Annotated in this window: 20 protein-coding genes; 13 read left to right on the forward strand and 7 right to left on the reverse strand. The window is 57.0% G+C overall.

Annotated elements, in window-relative coordinates:
• Window positions 1-418 precede the first annotated feature (418 nt).
• Window positions 419-790 carry an STAS/SEC14 domain-containing protein gene (locus ACQK2Q_RS04615; RefSeq protein ID WP_425408573.1) on the reverse strand — a complete coding sequence of 124 codons (372 nt, stop codon included), beginning with the start codon at window positions 788-790 and terminating at the stop codon, window positions 419-421.
• 4 nt (window positions 791-794) lie between these two features.
• On the reverse strand, window positions 795-3,725 hold the full coding sequence (uvrA, locus tag ACQK2Q_RS04620; protein WP_425408574.1) for an excinuclease ABC subunit UvrA: 2,931 nt from the start codon (window positions 3,723-3,725) through the stop codon (window positions 795-797).
• 194 nt (window positions 3,726-3,919) lie between these two features.
• On the opposite strand from uvrA, the gene ACQK2Q_RS04625 reads away from it, so the two are divergent.
• The 4 genes from ACQK2Q_RS04625 (at window position 3,920) to ACQK2Q_RS04640 (ending at window position 6,209) form a co-directional block, all read left to right on the forward strand.
• Window positions 3,920-4,375: a single-stranded DNA-binding protein gene (locus ACQK2Q_RS04625; RefSeq protein ID WP_425408575.1), complete on the forward strand. Its 456-nt coding sequence runs from the start codon at window positions 3,920-3,922 to the stop codon at window positions 4,373-4,375.
• 125 nt (window positions 4,376-4,500) lie between these two features.
• Window positions 4,501-4,902: a hypothetical protein gene (locus ACQK2Q_RS04630; protein ID WP_425408576.1), complete on the forward strand. Its 402-nt coding sequence runs from the start codon at window positions 4,501-4,503 to the stop codon at window positions 4,900-4,902.
• Window positions 4,903-5,264: 362 nt separating this feature from the next.
• Window positions 5,265-5,561, forward strand: coding sequence for a hypothetical protein (locus tag ACQK2Q_RS04635; RefSeq protein ID WP_425408577.1), 297 nt, complete (start codon window positions 5,265-5,267; stop codon window positions 5,559-5,561).
• 60 nt (window positions 5,562-5,621) lie between these two features.
• Window positions 5,622-6,209, forward strand: a complete 588-nt coding sequence (locus ACQK2Q_RS04640) for a hypothetical protein (RefSeq protein WP_425408578.1) — start codon at window positions 5,622-5,624, stop codon at window positions 6,207-6,209.
• A gap of 11 nt (window positions 6,210-6,220) precedes the next feature.
• Here ACQK2Q_RS04640 and ACQK2Q_RS04645 read toward each other — a convergent pair whose 3' ends face one another.
• The 3 genes from ACQK2Q_RS04645 to ACQK2Q_RS04655 are packed head-to-tail and all read right to left on the reverse strand — an operon-like array spanning window position 6,221 to window position 7,423.
• Window positions 6,221-6,514: a DUF1971 domain-containing protein gene (locus ACQK2Q_RS04645; protein ID WP_425408579.1), complete on the reverse strand. Its 294-nt coding sequence runs from the start codon at window positions 6,512-6,514 to the stop codon at window positions 6,221-6,223.
• 4 nt (window positions 6,515-6,518) lie between these two features.
• Window positions 6,519-6,983, reverse strand: coding sequence for a group III truncated hemoglobin (locus ACQK2Q_RS04650; RefSeq protein WP_425408580.1), 465 nt, complete (start codon window positions 6,981-6,983; stop codon window positions 6,519-6,521).
• Window positions 6,983-7,423, reverse strand: coding sequence for an RrF2 family transcriptional regulator (locus ACQK2Q_RS04655; protein WP_425408581.1), 441 nt, complete (start codon window positions 7,421-7,423; stop codon window positions 6,983-6,985). Before ACQK2Q_RS04655 ends, ACQK2Q_RS04650 begins: the two co-directional genes overlap by 1 nt.
• A gap of 97 nt (window positions 7,424-7,520) precedes the next feature.
• On the opposite strand from ACQK2Q_RS04655, the gene ACQK2Q_RS04660 reads away from it, so the two are divergent.
• A complete protein-coding gene (locus ACQK2Q_RS04660) occupies window positions 7,521-7,991 on the forward strand; it encodes a hypothetical protein (RefSeq protein ID WP_425408582.1) in 471 nt (156 codons plus the stop codon).
• Between the two features lie 85 nt (window positions 7,992-8,076).
• On the opposite strand, the gene ACQK2Q_RS04665 is transcribed toward ACQK2Q_RS04660, so the two are convergent.
• Together ACQK2Q_RS04665 and ACQK2Q_RS04670 are read right to left on the reverse strand one after the other, a co-directional pair.
• Window positions 8,077-9,138, reverse strand: a complete 1,062-nt coding sequence (locus ACQK2Q_RS04665; RefSeq protein WP_425408583.1) for a Kelch repeat-containing protein — start codon at window positions 9,136-9,138, stop codon at window positions 8,077-8,079.
• Window positions 9,139-9,188: 50 nt separating this feature from the next.
• A complete protein-coding gene (locus ACQK2Q_RS04670; RefSeq protein ID WP_425408584.1) occupies window positions 9,189-9,839 on the reverse strand; it encodes a superoxide dismutase family protein in 651 nt (216 codons plus the stop codon).
• A gap of 176 nt (window positions 9,840-10,015) precedes the next feature.
• Between ACQK2Q_RS04670 and gyrA the strand changes: the two genes are divergently transcribed.
• From gyrA to ACQK2Q_RS04710, 8 genes are all read left to right on the forward strand, one after another.
• The gene (gene gyrA, locus ACQK2Q_RS04675; RefSeq protein WP_425411122.1) at window positions 10,016-12,700 is read left to right on the forward strand and encodes a DNA gyrase subunit A; all 2,685 of its coding nucleotides are present in this window, start codon (window positions 10,016-10,018) and stop codon (window positions 12,698-12,700) included.
• Between the two features lie 5 nt (window positions 12,701-12,705).
• Entirely contained in the window at window positions 12,706-13,467 is a 762-nt protein-coding gene (locus ACQK2Q_RS04680; RefSeq protein WP_425408585.1) for an aspartate/glutamate racemase family protein, read from the forward strand.
• Between the two features lie 13 nt (window positions 13,468-13,480).
• Window positions 13,481-13,888, forward strand: coding sequence for a hypothetical protein (locus tag ACQK2Q_RS04685; RefSeq protein WP_425408586.1), 408 nt, complete (start codon window positions 13,481-13,483; stop codon window positions 13,886-13,888).
• A 4-nt stretch (window positions 13,889-13,892) separates the two neighbouring features.
• Window positions 13,893-14,399, forward strand: coding sequence for a pantetheine-phosphate adenylyltransferase (gene coaD / locus ACQK2Q_RS04690; RefSeq protein ID WP_425408587.1), 507 nt, complete (start codon window positions 13,893-13,895; stop codon window positions 14,397-14,399).
• A 74-nt stretch (window positions 14,400-14,473) separates the two neighbouring features.
• Entirely contained in the window at window positions 14,474-15,373 is a 900-nt protein-coding gene (locus tag ACQK2Q_RS04695) for a peptidylprolyl isomerase (RefSeq protein WP_425408588.1), read from the forward strand.
• On the forward strand, window positions 15,370-15,816 hold the full coding sequence (locus ACQK2Q_RS04700; RefSeq protein WP_425408589.1) for a peptidylprolyl isomerase: 447 nt from the start codon (window positions 15,370-15,372) through the stop codon (window positions 15,814-15,816). Before ACQK2Q_RS04695 ends, ACQK2Q_RS04700 begins: the two co-directional genes overlap by 4 nt.
• Window positions 15,817-15,844: 28 nt before the next feature.
• Window positions 15,845-16,246 carry a hypothetical protein gene (locus tag ACQK2Q_RS04705; RefSeq protein WP_425408590.1) on the forward strand — a complete coding sequence of 134 codons (402 nt, stop codon included), beginning with the start codon at window positions 15,845-15,847 and terminating at the stop codon, window positions 16,244-16,246.
• 52 nt (window positions 16,247-16,298) lie between these two features.
• Window positions 16,299-17,525, forward strand: coding sequence for a glycosyltransferase family 4 protein (locus ACQK2Q_RS04710; protein WP_425408591.1), 1,227 nt, complete (start codon window positions 16,299-16,301; stop codon window positions 17,523-17,525).
• Window positions 17,526-17,873 lie beyond the last annotated feature (348 nt).

The raw sequence follows: 17,873 nt of genomic DNA on the forward strand, positions 1-17,873 counted from the left end.
CGTCGCGCGCGATACCCGCAATAGGGGCGCCCGTTCGATGATGTAGTGTTCAATGCTGCGTCATTAACGAGTTGCGACTCTCCACGGCTTGCCCGTGGAGTCCATCACCGCATGGCGCCGCAGGCGTGAAGGCGAAAAATCTGTGATGGCGTTGCGGTCAGGAGATGGACCCCACGCGTAAAGCGTGGGGAGTCGATGGGGGGGTGGATCGCGTTCTAACAACAAACGACTCGCCACGGCTCGACCGTGGCGTCCATCTTGAATTTGACTTGCGTCTCCCTTGCGCGAAGGCGCGCAAATGCAGGGGCTGGAACCTGCATGGCGTCAATGGATTGCGGATCAAGTCCGCAATGACGTGGTGAGAGTTCAGCGCAAAACCATCCGCCATCGTCATCCCGGACTTGATCCGGGATTCATGTTACAAATTCATCCAACCCCTTGCTTGATCAAGTTCATGCAATTGGAATATTTTAATTTCCGCCGATCCAAAGCGCGGTAATTTCGATATAAGCCTTAAGAGTATTCCCGGCTCGTCGCTTACGACTGCAACCCGTTTCAGACTTTTAAAAGCCTCAAGCAACTCTTGGCGCACATTGCCGCCTGTTTGTAATAGCCGCCATAGGCCGTTCGATATTTTGCCGTGTTGCACTTCGAGTAGAGAAAATTCCGGATATTCAGCAGCGTAACGCTTTACGACCTCTTCAAAGTCTTTGCGGTAATTTTCCGGATAACGCTCAAATACTGTAATTTCGATATAAGGCGGATAACGGTGTTCAGTGATTGAATGCATGATCTTAAGCCGCCCGTCGCTTCCGCTTCACCGTCTTCTTTTTCGCTGTCGCTTTGCCCGCCGCTTTGGCGCCCGTTTTCTTCGACGCGGCCCCCAGCATCGGTTTTAAAAACTTGCCCGTGTAACTCTTGGCGACTTTCGCCACGTCCTCCGGCGTGCCCGCCGCGACGATCTCGCCGCCGCCGTCGCCGCCTTCGGGGCCTAAGTCCAATATCCAGTCGGCCTGTTTGATCACGTCTAAATTGTGTTCGATGACGATGACGGTGTTGCCGCCGTCGGTCAGTTCCTGAATGACTTCCATGAGCTTTCGCACATCCTCGAAGTGGAGGCCGGTGGTCGGCTCATCGAGGATGTAAAGCGTGCGGCCCGTGGCGCGTTTTGAGAGTTCCTTCGAGAGTTTCACGCGCTGCGCCTCGCCGCCGGAGAGCGTCGTCGCCTGCTGCCCGATCTTGATATAGGAAAGGCCGACGCGGTTCAGCGTCTCCAGCTTGTCGCGGATCGACGGCACAGCTTTGAAAAATTGCGCGCCTTCCTCCACCGTCATGTCGAGGACGTCGGCGATGGACTTGCCCTTGAATTTCACCTCCAGCGTTTCGCGGTTGTACCGCGCGCCCTTGCAGACGTCGCAGGTGACGTAAACATCGGGCAAAAAGTGCATCTCGATCTTGATGACGCCGTCGCCCTGGCACGCCTCGCAGCGCCCGCCTTTCACGTTGAAGGAAAACCGCCCCGGCTTGTAGCCGCGCGCTTTGGCTTCCGGCAGGCCCGCGAACCAGTCGCGGATGGGGGTGAAGGCGCCGGTATAGGTCGCGGGGTTGGAACGCGGCGTGCGGCCGATGGGCGACTGGTCGATGTCGATCACCTTGTCGAAGTTTTCGAGCCCCGAAATGTTTTTGTGTTCCGCCGGCGCGTCTTTTGAATTGTAGAGCCGGCGCGAGGCGGCCTTGTAGAGCGTTTCGATAATCAGGGTGGATTTGCCCCCGCCGGATACGCCGGTGACGCAGGTGAGAAGGCCGATGGGCACTTCCGCCGTCACGTTTTTCAGATTGTTCGCGCGCGCGCCGGTCACCTTGATGACTTTGCGCTTGTTGAACGCACGCCGCTCGGCGGGCACTGGCACCTCGCGCCGCCCGGCGAGATAATCGCCGGTGAGCGAGCCTTTCGCGTTCATGATGTCTTTCACCGCGCCGCTCGCAACGATTTCGCCGCCATGCACGCCCGCGCCGGGGCCGATATCGACCACATGATCGGCGGTGCGGATCGCCTCCTCGTCATGTTCAACCACAATGACGGAGTTGCCGAGATCGCGCAGGCGCGTCAGCGTTTCGAGCAGGCGCGCATTGTCGCGCTGATGCAGGCCGATGGACGGCTCGTCGAGCACATATAATACGCCCGTCAGGCCCGATCCGATTTGCGAGGCGAGGCGGATGCGCTGCGACTCGCCGCCGGACAGCGTGCCCGATGCGCGCGACAGCGTCAGATAATCGAGACCGACATTGTTCAGGAACAGCAGGCGATCGCGGATCTCCTTCAGGATGCGCGCTGCGATTTCCATTTCTTTTTTGCTGAGCTTGCTTTCCAGCGCGTCGAACCAGCCGCCCGCCGCGAGAATTGAGAAATTCGTCGCCTCTGAAATCGACAGCCCGCCGACCTTTACGGCCAGCGCTTCGGGTTTCAGGCGCAATCCATTGCAAGCTTCGCAATTGGTGATGGACTGAAAACGCGAAAGCTCCTCGCGCACCCATGCCGAATCCGTTTCGCGCCAGCGCCGCTCAAGGTTCGGGATGACGCCTTCGAACGGTTTCACGGTTTCAAACTTGCGCGCGCCGTCGGCGTAGATGAATTTCATCTCTTCATCGCCGGTGCCGTAAAGGACGACATCCTTGTCCTGGTCGTCGAGTTCGTCCCAAGGGACCGTCACCTTGAATTTGTAATGCCGCGCCAGCGCCTGCAGCGTCTGTGCGTAATAGGGGGAGGTGCCTTTCGACCAGGGCGCGATGGCGCCGTTGTTAAGGGCGAGCGATCCGTCCGGCGTGACGAGGTCCTCGTCGAATATCATTTCCGTACCCAGCCCGTCGCAGGATGGGCACGCGCCCGCCGGCGCGTTGAACGAAAACAGGCGCGGCTCGATTTCGTCGATGGTGAAACCGGAAACCGGGCACGCGAATTTCGCGGAGAAAATTGTGCGTTGCGCAACGCCTTTCTCGTCAGTCTTGTCTGCGCTTTCCGCAATCGCGATGCCGTCGGCGAGTTCAAGCGCCGTTTCGAACGACTCCGCGAGACGCGATTCAATACCGTCTTTAATAACGATGCGGTCGACGACGACTTCGATATCGTGTTTCAGTTTCTTGTTCAGCTTCGGAACGTCCGCGATTTCGTAATATTCGCCATCGACTTTCACGCGTTGAAAGCCTTTTTTCTGCAATTCGGCGAATTCCTTCCGGTATTCGCCTTTGCGCCCGCGAATGATCGGCGCCAGCAGATAAAAACGCGCGCGCTCGCCTTCTTTCATGAGGCGGTCGACCATTTCCGTCACGGTCTGCGATGTAATCGGCTCGCCCGTCGCCGGCGAATAGGGAACGCCGACGCGCGCCCACAAGAGCCGCATATAGTCGTAGATTTCGGTGACCGTGCCGACGGTTGAGCGCGGATTGCGCGACGTCGTCTTCTGTTCGATGGAAATCGCGGGGCTCAGCCCGTCAATCTGGTCCACATCCGGCTTTTGCATCAATTCCAGGAACTGGCGCGCATATGCGGACAAACTTTCCACGTATCGGCGTTGTCCTTCGGCGTAGATCGTATCGAACGCCAGCGATGATTTTCCGGAACCGGAAAGGCCCGTCATCACGATCAGCTTGTCGCGCGGCAGTTCAACCGTCACGTTTTTCAGATTGTGTTCGCGCGCGCCGGCGACGCGGATCGATTTCAAACTCATGCGGGCTTCAGTCTCTTTATATAGTGCGAATGCGTTGGGTTGTGCGTGTCAGTCTTTATATCGGCGTTGACAGCAAGAACAAGGTGTGAACATTTGCCCGAATATCAAGTATCTACGTTGTGGAATACCAATCATTGAGCGCGATCCGAATCCGCGCGATGAGCTTCAAGAACCGGGATTTCAGGAGAATTTTTATGGCTGGCAGCGTCAACAAGGTAATTATCGTGGGCAATCTGGGCGCAGATCCCGAAATTCGGCAGACAAAAGACGGCAGACCGATTGCAAACCTGTCTGTAGCGACGTCTGAAAACTGGAAAGACAGAAATACCGGCGAGCGGCGCGAAAAAACCGAATGGCATCGCGTTGTCATCTTCAATGAAGGCCTTTGCCGCGTTGTTGAGCAATATTTGAAGAAGGGTTCGAAGGTTTATATCGAAGGCCAGCTGCAAACGCGCAAATGGCAGGATCAAAACGGTAACGACAAGTATACCACTGAAATTGTGCTGCAGGGATTCAATTCGACTCTAACAATGCTCGACGGTCGAAGCGGCGGCGGCGGCAATTACGATCGCAACGACAACGCAATGTCAGACCAAAGCCGTTCTTCAGGCGGATCAAGTTATGAATTGGACGACGACATTCCGTTTTAATCGCTGAAACGAATCAAAAAATGCAAAAAAAATAACTTGCGCATGCATCACTTTGCGCAAGGACAATACTTTTTTAGGAAATTCGGTTATTGTTCTACTTTCGAATCATGATTCGGAGGTGAACCATGGCGGTCAAAAGAAAAACGACCAAAAGAAAAGCGGTGAAACGAAAAACCGCAAAACGTAAAACTGCTAAGCGTAAGACGACAGCGAAGAAGGCTGCAAAGCGCAAGACAACGAAGCGTAAAACAGCCAAGCGGAAAACTGCAAAGCGTAAGACCGCGAAGCGGAAAACCGCGAAAAAAGCCACGAAACGCAAGGCTACGAAGCGTAAAACGACAAAACGCAAGACAGCCAAGCGCAAGACGGCAAAGCGTAAAACAGCCAAACGCAAGACGGCTAAACGCAAGACGGCCAAGCGTAAAACCGCCAAGAAGGCGACCAAGCGCAAGACTGCAAAGCGTAAAACCGCAAAGCGTAAGACGACCAAGCGCAAAGCAACGAAACGGAAAACGAAACGTCGCTAATCAGCGCGTTTTTCGTCGTTTAGCGGCGTAAAAACTTCGTTTTATCTGTTCGCTGTTCGCAAAAAGTGATGTTTTGAAGCATCACTAATGCAAAAAAAGAACAGCACTTCATCGGGCCGGCGTTACAAGGGCCGATGACTGGCGGGGGCGCTCCGCAGCAAGAATTTCCGGATGCAAATTGCATTCGTACTCTGTCAGAATTCAATTTGAATTCGCTAAAAGCCCCGGCGCACACCGCCGGGGCTTTATTTTTTCCACAATTTTATTTTGGAACCGAATTGTTTTGATGCAAAATTCATAAAGTGCGCCCCGCTTTTGACTCTTTCGCGATGTCGAATGGAACTGAATAGGGAGAGGCGATCATGACAGGCATTGGCACAGTGAAGAGCGGAGCAGCGAACAGCGCGCAGCATGGCTTGTTTTTTCGCAGTGCAATAATTTTTGCAGCGCTCGCTGCATCCGCATGCGCAACTCAGCCTTACGCGTATGAAGAGTGGACGGCGCTGGGCTATCTTTCGCCGGCGGCGACGGGCGAGCCGGAGATCATCGGCGTTTATGAATCGAAGCGCGAATGCGAAGACGCAGGCGAGGCGTGGATGAGCCGTCAGGTTGTTGGAAACCCGGTTTCCGCTGACTGCTTGCCGACGGACCGGAATTGAACGGCGCTGTTTTCGCCGCTTCCGGTTTCGCCTGGCTTCATTCAATTCGTGGGGGATAATATGCGACTATTGAAAATTCTCGGCGGCTTGTTGGCGTTGATCCTTGTCGGCGCGCTTGGGTTTTACGCCTGGCTTGGCGGGTTTCGTTCCGTGCAAATTGAACGCGGCGTGTTTGGCCCGGCGGAAATTGTCTATTCAACCCATCGCGGACCTTACGAAAAGATCGGCAAGAGTTGGGAAGAATTCAGTACAGCTTGGCAGGCGGCCGGTCTTGACGCTTGCGACAGTCTCGCCGTTTATCTCGACCCGCCAGACGCGCCGAAAGAAAGCCTGCGGTCCATCATCGCCTGCCGTATTGACGGTCTGCCGGAAGATGAGCAGGCGAAATGGAGAGCGTCTTTCCCGGGCGTGATGTTGCCGCAATCAGACGCGCTGATCAGCGAATTTCCGTTCAAGAATTATGCGTCATTCATACTGGCGCCGATGAAGGTCTATCCGCATATGGCGGAGCGCATGGAGCGCGACAACCTTCACGGCGCGCTCGCCATTGAAGAATACGGCGTTGACGGCGCAATGGAGACCATTCGCATCATCATGCCCATTGGCGTCAACGCTTCAGCGTATCAGCCGTTACGCGATGCATTTTAAGATTGTAAATTTTATTCTGATCGTGCGGCGCGGTAGAAATCGACACGAAATGTGACTGCGCCGTTGAGGGACACGTAATGTTTCACCGCCGGTTCGATCACGCCGAACGCGCCGGAGGCCAGTCTTCGCGTTTCTTTCGGCGGGCCGGGAACGACATAGTCCAGAGCGCCGTCCTTCACGATGAGTTTGCCCCATACGCCTGGTTTGGTGTCATGTGCTAACGTCAATTTCGCCGGAACGGTTTTTTCGTTGAATTCGGGTGTCCCCCCATATTTAATGAGACCGTCTGGCATCGCATCGCGCATGGGATCAGGGGCTCTTTTCTGTTTGCGGCTTGGGCGCGCCAAGGCCAGCGACGCCAAACATCGCCAGTTGCAGGCTTTCCGCAATGCGCTCCGCCCGTTCCATAAAGTAAGGAACAGCGCCGGGCGCCGGTGCGGTTTCCTCCAGCGTCTCATGAAACAGGGCGAGCCAGATATTGAAATGCCAGGGCTGCGCGCGCGACAGCGCCTTGTGTTTCGGTACGGGTTTCCCGGAATAGCGTCCAGCGTTCATGGCGACGGACGCCCAGAAATCTTTCATGCGTGTAAGATGAACGTCCCAGTTATCGCCGATCTTTTCGTCAAAGACCGGGCCGAGCAGAGGATGCGCGCGCACTTTTCCGTAAAACGTATCGACAAGCGTTGAGATATAGGCGTCGTCAATGCCGAGTTCGTCCGCGCCAACCTGTATCGCTTTCCTGCGCTCGTCAGCCGTTTGAACCTCATTACTCATTACGCGGCGTCTTCCGTCAGCAACAGACGCAGTTTGGCGTTGCGTCTGACGAGGTCATCAAGCGTATAATTGTCGAGCACGCTGAAAAATGCGCAGACGGCTTCGCTCAGCACGTTTTTTAACCGGCAGGCCGGCGTAATGACGCATTCGCCCGCGCCGCCTTGAAAACATTCTACAAGCGCGAAATCCGCCTCCATCTTTCGAACAACTTCGCCGATATTGATTTCGTCAGCGGGAAGCGCGAGCGACAGCCCGCCGGTGCGGCCGCGGATTGTCTCAATATAACCCTCCTTGCCCAGCGCATGCGCGACTTTCATCAAATGATTTTTTGAGATGGCGTAGCGCGCCGCGATGTCTGCAATCGTACACAAGCGATCGGTGTTGACGGCGAGATGCATCAGCATTCTCAGCGCATAATCGGTCTGAAGGTTGAGGCGCATCGCAGGCTCCTAAAAAGATGCATATCATATATTGCATATCAATTCGGGAGACAATATAAAAGATGTATCTTTACTGCATGTTAATGGAGCAATCGCCATGGCGCAGCTGGCCGGAGCAATAGAAACCGCTGTTTTTGAAGCCGAAATCATTTCCGCTCTTGTGGAGCGCGAAACGCCCGATCTGACGCTAGTTGAAGCAGCGAAGACAGAGCCAAGAACAAACACAAGCCTTCATGGCGGCGCATTCAAGGCGCTTGCCTTGATCAACGCCGCCATATTGGGAGTATTCGGGTTGACGTTTTTGCATGACGGCGAGGCGCTGTTCATGGTGGCGATCAGCGCGGTTTATCTCGCAGCCTATCTGGGAACGCCCTATGTTCTGAGCAAAGTCGGCGGCCGTATCGATTCGGCGCAGGAAAAACCGTTTGAACAGTTTCTGGGAGAGCCGTTCGAAACGTGGACAGGCGTTATCAGCGGCCGTGAAGCGCTGTTGCAAATCATGCTGGTGCCCGCCGCGATCCTTATCGCCGTGACCGGCATGGGCGTGATCATCGGACTGAATCAATAGGAAACGGCTAGGGTTCATGCCCTGATAAATCGCCGGCGCAAATTGCGAATCTCACAAAACCATTCGCAAAACTTTTCACCCGCGCCTAGATCTCGAAACTGTCCAGCGCCGCGCTTGTGCCTTCGCCGCCGACTTGTCCTGCGCCGCCCATGACGTAAATCGCGTCGCCAAGCGCAACAGCGCCGAGCCCGTGGCGGCGGCGCGGCATGGCGGCGACCGCGCGCCATTTATCGGTGTCCGGATTATACTCCCACGCTTCGGCGAAGACGCCGCCCGGCCGGGGCGTAAAATACTCGCCGCCAAAGGCGTAGATTTTCCCGTTCAGCACGGCGGCGGCGAGACCGCCCTGCGCTTTCGGCATCGGGCTTGCGCTCGCCCAGCGATCGGACTGCGCGTCGTAAACTTCAACGGCGCCCGTATTGCCTTCGCTCACGGTGCGCCCGCCGATGACGTACAGCACGCCGTTGACGACAGCGCCCGCGGCGGAATTGCGCGGCGTTGGCAACGGCGCCAGTTGAGACCAGGCGTTGGCCGCCGGATCGTAATACCAGTGTTCGTCCGTATCGATATGGTCCGCCCATTGCGCATTGCGGCTGCCCGACGGCGCGCGCCCGCCCACGGCATGGATGTACCCGCCCAGCGAAGCGCATACGAGTTCCGCCTGCGGATGCGGAAGCGGCTGCATGGTTTCCCAGATGCCGTCAATATCGCGCAGCCGCCAGCAGTCGGCGCGCATTTGCCAGCCGCCGCGCGCATCGCGCGCGAAACCGCCGACGCCGAACAGAAAACCGTTGTTGTTGACAAGCGCCAGATGATGGCGCGGCCGGGGAAGGGGCGTTCCATATCCCCATGCATCATAAGCCGGATCGTAAAACGTAACCGCATCGGTGACGTTGAATTCGCCGCCGGGCGTGAGGCCGCCGGCGTTGACGAGAAGGTTGAAAGGATTGGGACGCAATTGCGGTCCCGGATTGCCCGCCTTGCGAAACGGCGCCGGATAAATCTCCTGCACCGGAAACGGCATATCAGAAAGCGGCGTCCAAGCTCCGGCGGGTTCATTGGCGTGCGCCCGCAATGGGGCGCCCGCCAGCCCCGCGGCAAATCCGGCCCCGCCTAACAGCGCGGATCGTCTGTTGATTTTTTCCATAAAAGCTCCCCTACGCAACACCCCAAAACGCGCTTCCAGCGCTTGCTACATCATTCTTGTTTTACTGCGGCGCAGGCGACGCGCGCGCCCGCGCCCCCGATCGGCTGCGTCATATGATCGTCGGCGTTTTCATGCACGACAACTGCAAAACCGTCATTATCCAGAAGATTGTAAAGACCGTTTTCCACCGGACCTTCGGCGCCGACGCTGAGAGACAGGCCCGGCGCAAATATTTCTGCACGCGCATGGCCGCCTGCGCCGGCGTAAAGGTTTGGCAGGTCCGCGCGCTCATGGCCTTGCGGGTTTAACAGACCGTGCTGAAAACCGTCCGGATTGACATGCCCGCCTGACGCCTTGAAGCCTTCCGCGCCGTCTGAGCAGTCGCCAACCTGATGCAGATGAATACCGTGCCAGCCTTGCGCCAGTCCGTTGACCTCAACGCGCAACATAACGCCGCCTTTCGACGCTTCCTTGAAGACAACTTCGCCCCTGACGGCGCCGTCGGCGCCGACAAAATCCGCGCCTGCGTCCGCCCAGTCAGCAGATGGCGCGAGGGCGCCGGCCGAAGTCGCTCGAGCGTTTTCAGCCTCGGTTGAACCGCCGGAATTTCCACAGGCCATCAGCAATAAAAGCGAAACTATGGAAAAGCCTGTATTTTTTGCGGTCAAGATCACCGGATTCCTCAACAATGCGTCAGACATGAGTGTAGCCTATCCGCCGCGCCGAATAAACTCGCGTGAAATGAGCGCCGATGCTTGGCTTTCCGGAGGGCGGATGCTAAGCAAAAACGCTATTTTCCAACTGATTCCAAAGGTTTTATCCCGTGGCCGAAGACGACGGCAATTCCGCTGAAAATTCCGGCGAAACGCCCCCCATCATGCCCAGCGACGGCGTCTCATCCGTCTCCATAGAAGACGAAATGCGTAAATCCTATCTGGATTATGCCATGAGCGTGATCGTCAGCCGCGCGATTCCTGACGCGCGCGACGGGTTGAAACCTGTGCACAGGCGCATTCTCTGGGCGATGCACGAAAATGGCTATGTCTGGAACAAGCCGTATAAAAAGTCGGCGCGCGTCGTCGGCGACGTTATCGGTAAATATCACCCGCATGGCGACCAGGCGGTTTATGACGCGCTGGTGCGCATGGCGCAGGAATTTTCCATGCGCTTGCCGCTGCTCGACGGGCAGGGCAATTTCGGGTCTATCGACGGCGATCCGCCCGCCGCCATGCGTTACACCGAAGTACGCATGGACAAGACGGCGCATGCATTACTTGAAGACATCGAAAAAGACACCGTCGCCTATCAGGTAAACTATGACGGTTCTGAAAAAGAACCGATGGTGTTGCCGGCGCGATATCCAAACCTGCTCGTCAACGGCGCTGGCGGCATCGCTGTCGGCATGGCGACGAATATTCCGCCGCATAATCTCGGGGAGGTTGTCAGCGCCACGCTTGCCATGATCGACAATGCGGACATTTCCGATGAGGAACTGATCGAGATTGTGCCGGGACCGGATTTTCCGACCGGCGGCACGATTCTGGGCCGCGCGGGTTCGAAAGCCGGGCTTTTGCTCGGACGCGGATCGGTTGTCATGCGCGGGCGCGCGACCATCGAGGAGATCCGCAAGGACCGTTACGGCATTATCGTGACGGAAATACCGTTTCAGGTGAACAAATCGATGATGGTGCAGCGCATCGCCGATCTGGTGCGCGAGAAAAAAATCGAGGGCATCGCCGATATACGCGACGAGTCCAGCCGCGAAGGCATTCGTGTTGTTGTCGAGTTGCGGCGCGATGCTGCGCCCGATGTTGTTCTCAACCAGCTTTATCGTCATTCGCAATTGCAGACGAGTTTCGGCGTGAACATGCTGGCGCTGAACGGCGGCAAGCCACAGCAGCTTTCGCTGCGCGACGTGCTGGCGGCGTTTATCGATTTCCGAGAGGAAGTCATAACGCGGCGCACAAAGTTCGACCTTAATAAAGCCCGCGACCGGGCGCATATTCTGGTCGGCCTCGCCATCGCCGTCGCCAATATCGATGAAATCGTTGCGCTGATCCGCAATGCGCCGGACCCGAACACCGCGCGCGAGCAATTGATGGCCAAGGACTGGCCGGCCAAAGACCTCGCGCCGCTGGTGTTGCTGGTCGCCGACCCGCGCCATTTGATGAGCGACGGCAATACGCTGCGGCTCTCCGAGGAACAGGCGCGCGCGATCCTCGATTTGCGGTTGCAGCGGCTGACGGCGCTTGGCCGCGATGAAATCGGCGAAGAGTTGAAAGGCCTTGCGGAAAAAATCGAGGATTATCTCGACATCCTCCGCAACCGCGAACGCGTGTTGACGATTATCAAGGACGAGCTTACCGCCGTGCGCGATGAATTCGCCACGCCGCGGCGTACAGAGATTGTCGATGCGGAAGGCGAGGTTGAGGACGAAGACCTGATCGCGCGCGACGATATGGTCGTGACCGTCACGCACGCAGGCTATGTCAAACGCACGGCGCTATCGACCTATCGCGCGCAAAAGCGCGGCGGCAAGGGCCGCGCCGGCATGAAATTCAAGGACGAGGATTTCGTCAGCCAGCTTTTCGTCGGCGTTACGCACACGCCGCTCCTGTTCTTCACGTCAACGGGCATGGCGTACAAGCTGAAACTCTGGCGGCTGCCGGAAGGCGCGCCGAACTCGCGCGGCAAGGCTTTTGTCAATCTGTTGCCGCTCGGGCCGGATGAGCGCGTCACCAACATTCTGCCGCTGCCTGAAGATGAAAGCGCCTGGGACCAGTTGCATGTGATGTTTGCGACGAAATCCGGCAATGTCCGGCGCAACAAGCTGTCCGATTTCCAGCGGGTGAACCGCAACGGCAAAATCGCCATGAAACTGGATGAGGGCGACCGCATCATCGGGGTGCGGGTCTGCCGCGAGGATGAGGATGTCCTGCTGACGACGGCGGCGGGCATGTGCATCCGCTTCCCCGTTGACGCCGTGCGCGTTTTCGCCGGACGGACCTCGACCGGGGTGCGCGGCATCAGGCTCGATAAGGGCAACAGGGTCATCTCCATGGCGGTGCTGCGCCATGTGGACACCACGTCGGATGAAGCCAAGGCTTATCTCAAGCACGCCGCCGCCATGCGGCGCGCGGCCGGCGACCATGACGCGGAAGATCCGGAAGATTCCGAAACACCAGACGTCGCCATATCGACGGAACGTCTCGCGGAACTCGGCGCAGCGGAACAATTCATTTTGACCGTCACCGAAAACGGTTTCGGCAAGCGAACGTCTTCTTATGAATACAGAACCTCGGGGCGCGGCGGCAAAGGCATTATCGCGATACAGACGACAGACCGGAACGGACCTGTCGTCGCCGCATTCCCCATCGAGGATTCCGACCAGATCATGCTCGTGACAGACGGCGGACAGCTCATCCGTACGCCCATTGACGATATCCGCATCGCCGGACGCAACACGCAAGGGGTGACGATCTTCCGTACACGTGAAGATGAGCATGTTGTTTCGGTTGGCCGCATCGAGGATGTGGACGAGAACGAAGAAGAGGACGAATAGGCGGCGTGCCGGCGCAGCGCCGCCATTTCGGGATTCTCGCCCACAGTGCGGAAGGCGCGGCGCTGTGCCTGCGCACATTCTGCCTTGAAGCTGAGAAATACCTTGGCGATCATATGCATCCGGATGTTTCGCTCGACTGCATCGCCATGGGGCATTCCATGCCGCTGTGGGATGCGGGCGACTACGCGCCGATTCGTGCGATCCATGCGCAATCGGTGGAGCGGCTGGCGAAAGCGGGCGCCGAATTTTTCGCCTGTCCCGATAACACCAGCCACATCGCGCTGGAACAGCCGGGGCCGGACTTCGCCCTGCCGGGATTGCACATTGCGCAAATCGTGGCGGCGGAGGCGGCAAGATGCGGCATGCGCAAAGTCGCTGTTCTGGGGACGCGCTATACGATGGAGGGGCCGGTTTATCCGCAGGCGCTTTCGGCGCATGGCGTTTCAGCGGAGATTCCAGACGCGCCGGAACGCAACTTCATAAACAGCGTCATCTTTGACGAGCTTGTGAAAGGCGATTTTCGCGACGCCGCCAGAGCCGGTTACCTTGAGATCATCGAGCGGATGAAAAAACAGGAATGCGACGGCGTTGCGCTGGTATGCACCGAAATCCCGCTCCTGATATCGGCTGATGCGTCACCGTTGCCCGTGCTTGATTCGACACGGTTGCTCGCGCGCGCCGCGCTTCAGGTTGCGCTGGGCCGCGCGCCCATGCCGGTTTGGCGCGGCGGCGCGTTTGAGGCTATTGTCGGGGCGAAACCAGAATAAAGGCGCGTTGCCCGTGGCGAAACGAATTGGAGTGAATGTCCTCAGGACCGCGGGCTCGGCTATCTTATTTTTCTCATTGATGTTTGTATTTCACTCGATCTACGGAATGTCTAAGCAGATAGACTTTTCTACAGAAGCACAAGCGAGCGCTTTAGTTGCGAGCGCAATGATAACTAGCGTCGTTTTTTTTTATTTCTTCTATTTTATATATCAAGTCATTGTTTTAACCGTTGAGAAGAGAAAGCGATTGTTGGCATATTACCTGCCGCTTGTGGTTTCAGTTATTCTTGCTGTTGTGGGCGGGTATCTTTATTTTTTTGACGAAATGTGGAGAGGCTCAGAAGTTGGTGTAGCGTATATTGGCTACGGCGCCGTTGGCGCGGTATTTAGCTCACTTAACTATAAAATTTTCATAAGGTAGAGCTATGTCGCAGAAACGAATTGGACTTTATCCCGGCACTTTTGACCCGCTGACAATGGGACATGTTGATATTGTCGAACGCGCCGTGAAACTCGTGGACGAACTGGTCATCGGCGTCGCCATCAATCGCGACAAGGGCCCTTTATTTTCCCTCGAAGAGCGCGTCGCCATGGTCGAGGAAGAGATGGCGCGGATTTCCGGCGCCAGCGGCGTGCCGATTTCCGTCAAACCATTTGAGTCGTTGCTCATGCATTTCGCCGAGGCTTCCGGCGCCAATATCATCATCCGCGGCTTGCGGGCCGTTTCGGATTTTGAATATGAGTTTCAGATGGTGGGCATGAACCAAGCCCTGAACGACGATATCGAAACGGTTTTTTTGATGGCCGATGCGCGCTATCAGTCCATCGCCTCGCGGCTCGTGAAGGAAATTGCGCGCCTTGACGGCAATGTAGACGCCTTTGCGCCCGCCCATGTGGTCAAACGGCTGAAAGCCAAATTTTCCGGAAAGTAGATTTCATTTTTCGCGCGCCCTGCGTTATAGGGAGGCGAATTTTCACTGGCTGGGACGGCCCTGAAGGAGTGTATATGCGTAAAATGGCCTTTATCGCGGCAATGGTCGCCGCATACGGTCTGGCGCCGGCTTTTGCTGACGATGACGATGAACCGGCGAAACCGACGCCGGCGGAATTTCTCCTGAACGCGCCTGACGATGTCTGGCGCGCCACAGATCCGGAAAACACGATCTACATGGATCTGCCCGCCGGACTGGTGGTCATCGAACTGCGGCCGGACTTTGCGCCAAATCATGTTCAGCGCGTCAAGGAACTCACGCGCGAGGGATTTTACGACGGATTGAATTTTCACCGCGTCATTGAGGGGTTCATGGCGCAGGGCGGCGACCCGGAAGGCGACGGCACCGGCGGGTCCGACAAGCCTGATCTGCAAGCCGAATTTACGCGAGAGGCCGGCAAGGTCGAAAACTTCATGCAGATCGGCCGCGACCGGATTGCGCCGCGGGTCGGTTATGTGGACGGCATGCCCGCCGCCGCGCAGCCGGAATCGCTCCGGACGTTTCTCAATGCGGGCGATCCCAAGCTCTGGCCGCTGCATTGCCCGGGCGTCATGTCCATGGCGCGCGCCACCGACCCGAACAGCGCCAACAGTCAGTTCTTCTTGATGATCGGCGATTCGCGTCTCAACCTCGATAAACGCTACACGGCCTGGGGCTGGATCATCGACGGGTTCGAAGCGACGCGCCGCATCGTGCGCGGCGAGCCGCCGACGCGGCCGACGCCGATCATCCGTATGCGCGTCGCCGCGGATATCCCGGAATCGGAGCGCACCGATTACCGTGTCATGAGAACCGGCACGGAAACCTTCAACGAATATCTCAACCTGACGGAGGCCGTCGATGAAACGGACTATGTCAAGGATATCTGTGAAATCCGTGTGCCGGTGAAAGTCGATGGAGTGATTGAACGATGAGCGATAAAATGATCCTGAGCCTTGAAACCGGCGATGTCACCATCGAGACCTTTCCGGACAAGGCGCCGCAACATGTGGCGCGCATCAAGGAGCTTGCGGAAGACGGATTTTACGACGGGCTGACGGCGCATCGCGTGATCAACGGCTTCATGGCGCAGATGGGTTGTCCGTCTGGCGACGGCACGGGCGGCTCCGGCCAGAATATCGACGCCGAATTCAACGATGTCAGCCATCAGCGCGGCGTGTGCTCCATGGCGCGCGCGCAAAACCCGAACAGCGCCGACAGCCAGTTTTTCATCTGTTTCGACGACGCCTCGTTTCTCGACGGCCAGTACACCGCATGGGGACGCGTTGTGGACGGCATGGAGCATGTGGACGCCGTCAATGAAGGCGAGCCCCCGGCCAACCCCACGAAAATCAAGTCGTTTCGGGTTGCGGCGTAGGTCTGCGAGAGAAACCGGAGCGTGAGATATGCTGAAACGCAAAATGTTTTTATTTTTGATTTCAGTGGCGTTGGGACCGATATCTCTTCCTAGCTGTACAACGGCGCAGAGTGTTTACGATCAAGCCCCAAGTTATGTTGTTAAATTCAGCAACGTTGACACTTTAAAGCTCGCCACATGCGCGGACGGTATATTCAATGAAAAGCATGAGTCCGCATACTATTCGGTAATCAAAGGCGGCGATCCTTATGTTATCGAACATTGGTGGCGTCTCAAACAGCTTGCACCTATGTTTATTTCTAAATTTTATATGGATCGTGTAGAGATCAATGGGCGGTTTAATGTTTGGGGCGATTATGGAGAACTCTATATCCCTATTGTAAAGGAATGCCTTGCCAGGATGGGCGGCAATGTCATAGGCGAAGTTTAAATTCCTTAAAAGTTAAGAGCTCGTTTGCTTTATCATTTCAAGAAGTCGTTTTGTGAACATCGCCTATCTCATGAACACCTATCCGTTGATCTCGACGACGTTCATCCGCCGCGAGATCGAGGCGCTGGAGCGTCAGGGTCAGCCCATAAAACGCTACGCCATGCGGCGCTGGGACGGCGAACTTGTCGACCCGCTGGACAAGGCGGAGGCTGAACGCACCGACTATATTCTATCGGGCAATACCGGCGCGCTTGTCGGCGGATTTCTGAAAGAGCTTGTTACAAATCCCGGCAAAATCGCAAAAGCATTCGGCCCGTGGCTGTCCTTGATCAAGCGCGCGCGCGGCGGCGTTGTCCGGCATGCGGCTTACTACATGGAAGCGGTCGAGTTCCGCCGCCGGTCGGCGCGCGACGGGATCGATCATGTGCACGTGCATTTCGCCACTAATGCGGCGGCGGTGGCGATGCTCTCGCGGATCATGGGCGGGCCTTCCTACTCATTCACCGTACACGGACCGGATGAGCTGACCGATGCGCCGCTGCTGGATTTTCCGGCCAAAATAGACCACGCGGCCTTTGTCGTCGCCATCTCGAATTTCTGCAAATCGCAGATCGTGCGTTTCTCATCCATCAGGGCGACGAAAAAAATCAAGATCGTTCATTGCGGCCTCGATCTCAAAGATTTCACAGCGGCGCCGCCGCCCGGCGATAAAACGTTCGTCTGTGTCGGGCGTTTGTGTCCGCAAAAAGGCCAGGCGATGATCCCGGAAGCGGTGGCCGCGGTGAAAAAAAACCATCCCGATGTGAAAGTTATGCTGATTGGCGACGGCGAATCGCGCGCGGAGGTGGAGGCTGAAATAAGCCGCTGCGGCGTCAGCGACAATGTTTCCATCGCCGGGTGGATGGAAAACAAAAAAGTACGCGAGCGCGTAGCGGCTGGCCGCGTCATGCTGCTGCCGACATTCGCCGAAGGGCTGCCGGTCGTGATTATGGAAGCGCTGGCGCTCTCGCGACCCGTAATCTCCACATATATTGCAGGCATTCCCGAACTGGTGGACGAGGGCTGCGGCTGGATTATTCCGGCGGGCGATGTTGACGCGCTCGTGCGCGTCATGGTTGAAGCGCTTCAGGCGGATCAGGCTTCGCTGGCCGCGCAAGGCGCTGAAGGGCGCCGGCGCGTCGAGGCGCGGCACGATGTCGACAAGGAAGCGGCAAAACTGAAGACGCTCTTCACGTCGGTTTGCGGGGCGGACGGGCGCGTGCATTCCGCACACGCATAAAGCGAACGGCCCGCCGGAAAATACCTCATAACTGATGAAAATCTAAAGGAATCCCAGTGTTGGTGGATAGATATCCACCCCCCTGTGTAATGGCCTTATGATGCCCTGTGATGACATTGAAACCAGCTACGGATCAAAATAGCGGCGTTGCGTTTCCACTTCCCGCCGACGGGGAGAATGGAAAATCAGCACTGCTGTGTTCGGGTGAGGATGTCCGCGAAATGACACGCCCGATCCGGCGCAATGCTATAGCCTCGAGCGGGAAAAAGCGAAAACAAAATCTCGCCTTCCGCGCGCTGACAGGGGCCCTGCATCGCAAAAAAATCCTGCACAACATTTCCGGCGAAG

This window comes from Hyphococcus sp. (genome assembly GCF_965228385.1).
Lineage (GTDB): Bacteria > Pseudomonadota > Alphaproteobacteria > Caulobacterales > Parvularculaceae > Hyphococcus.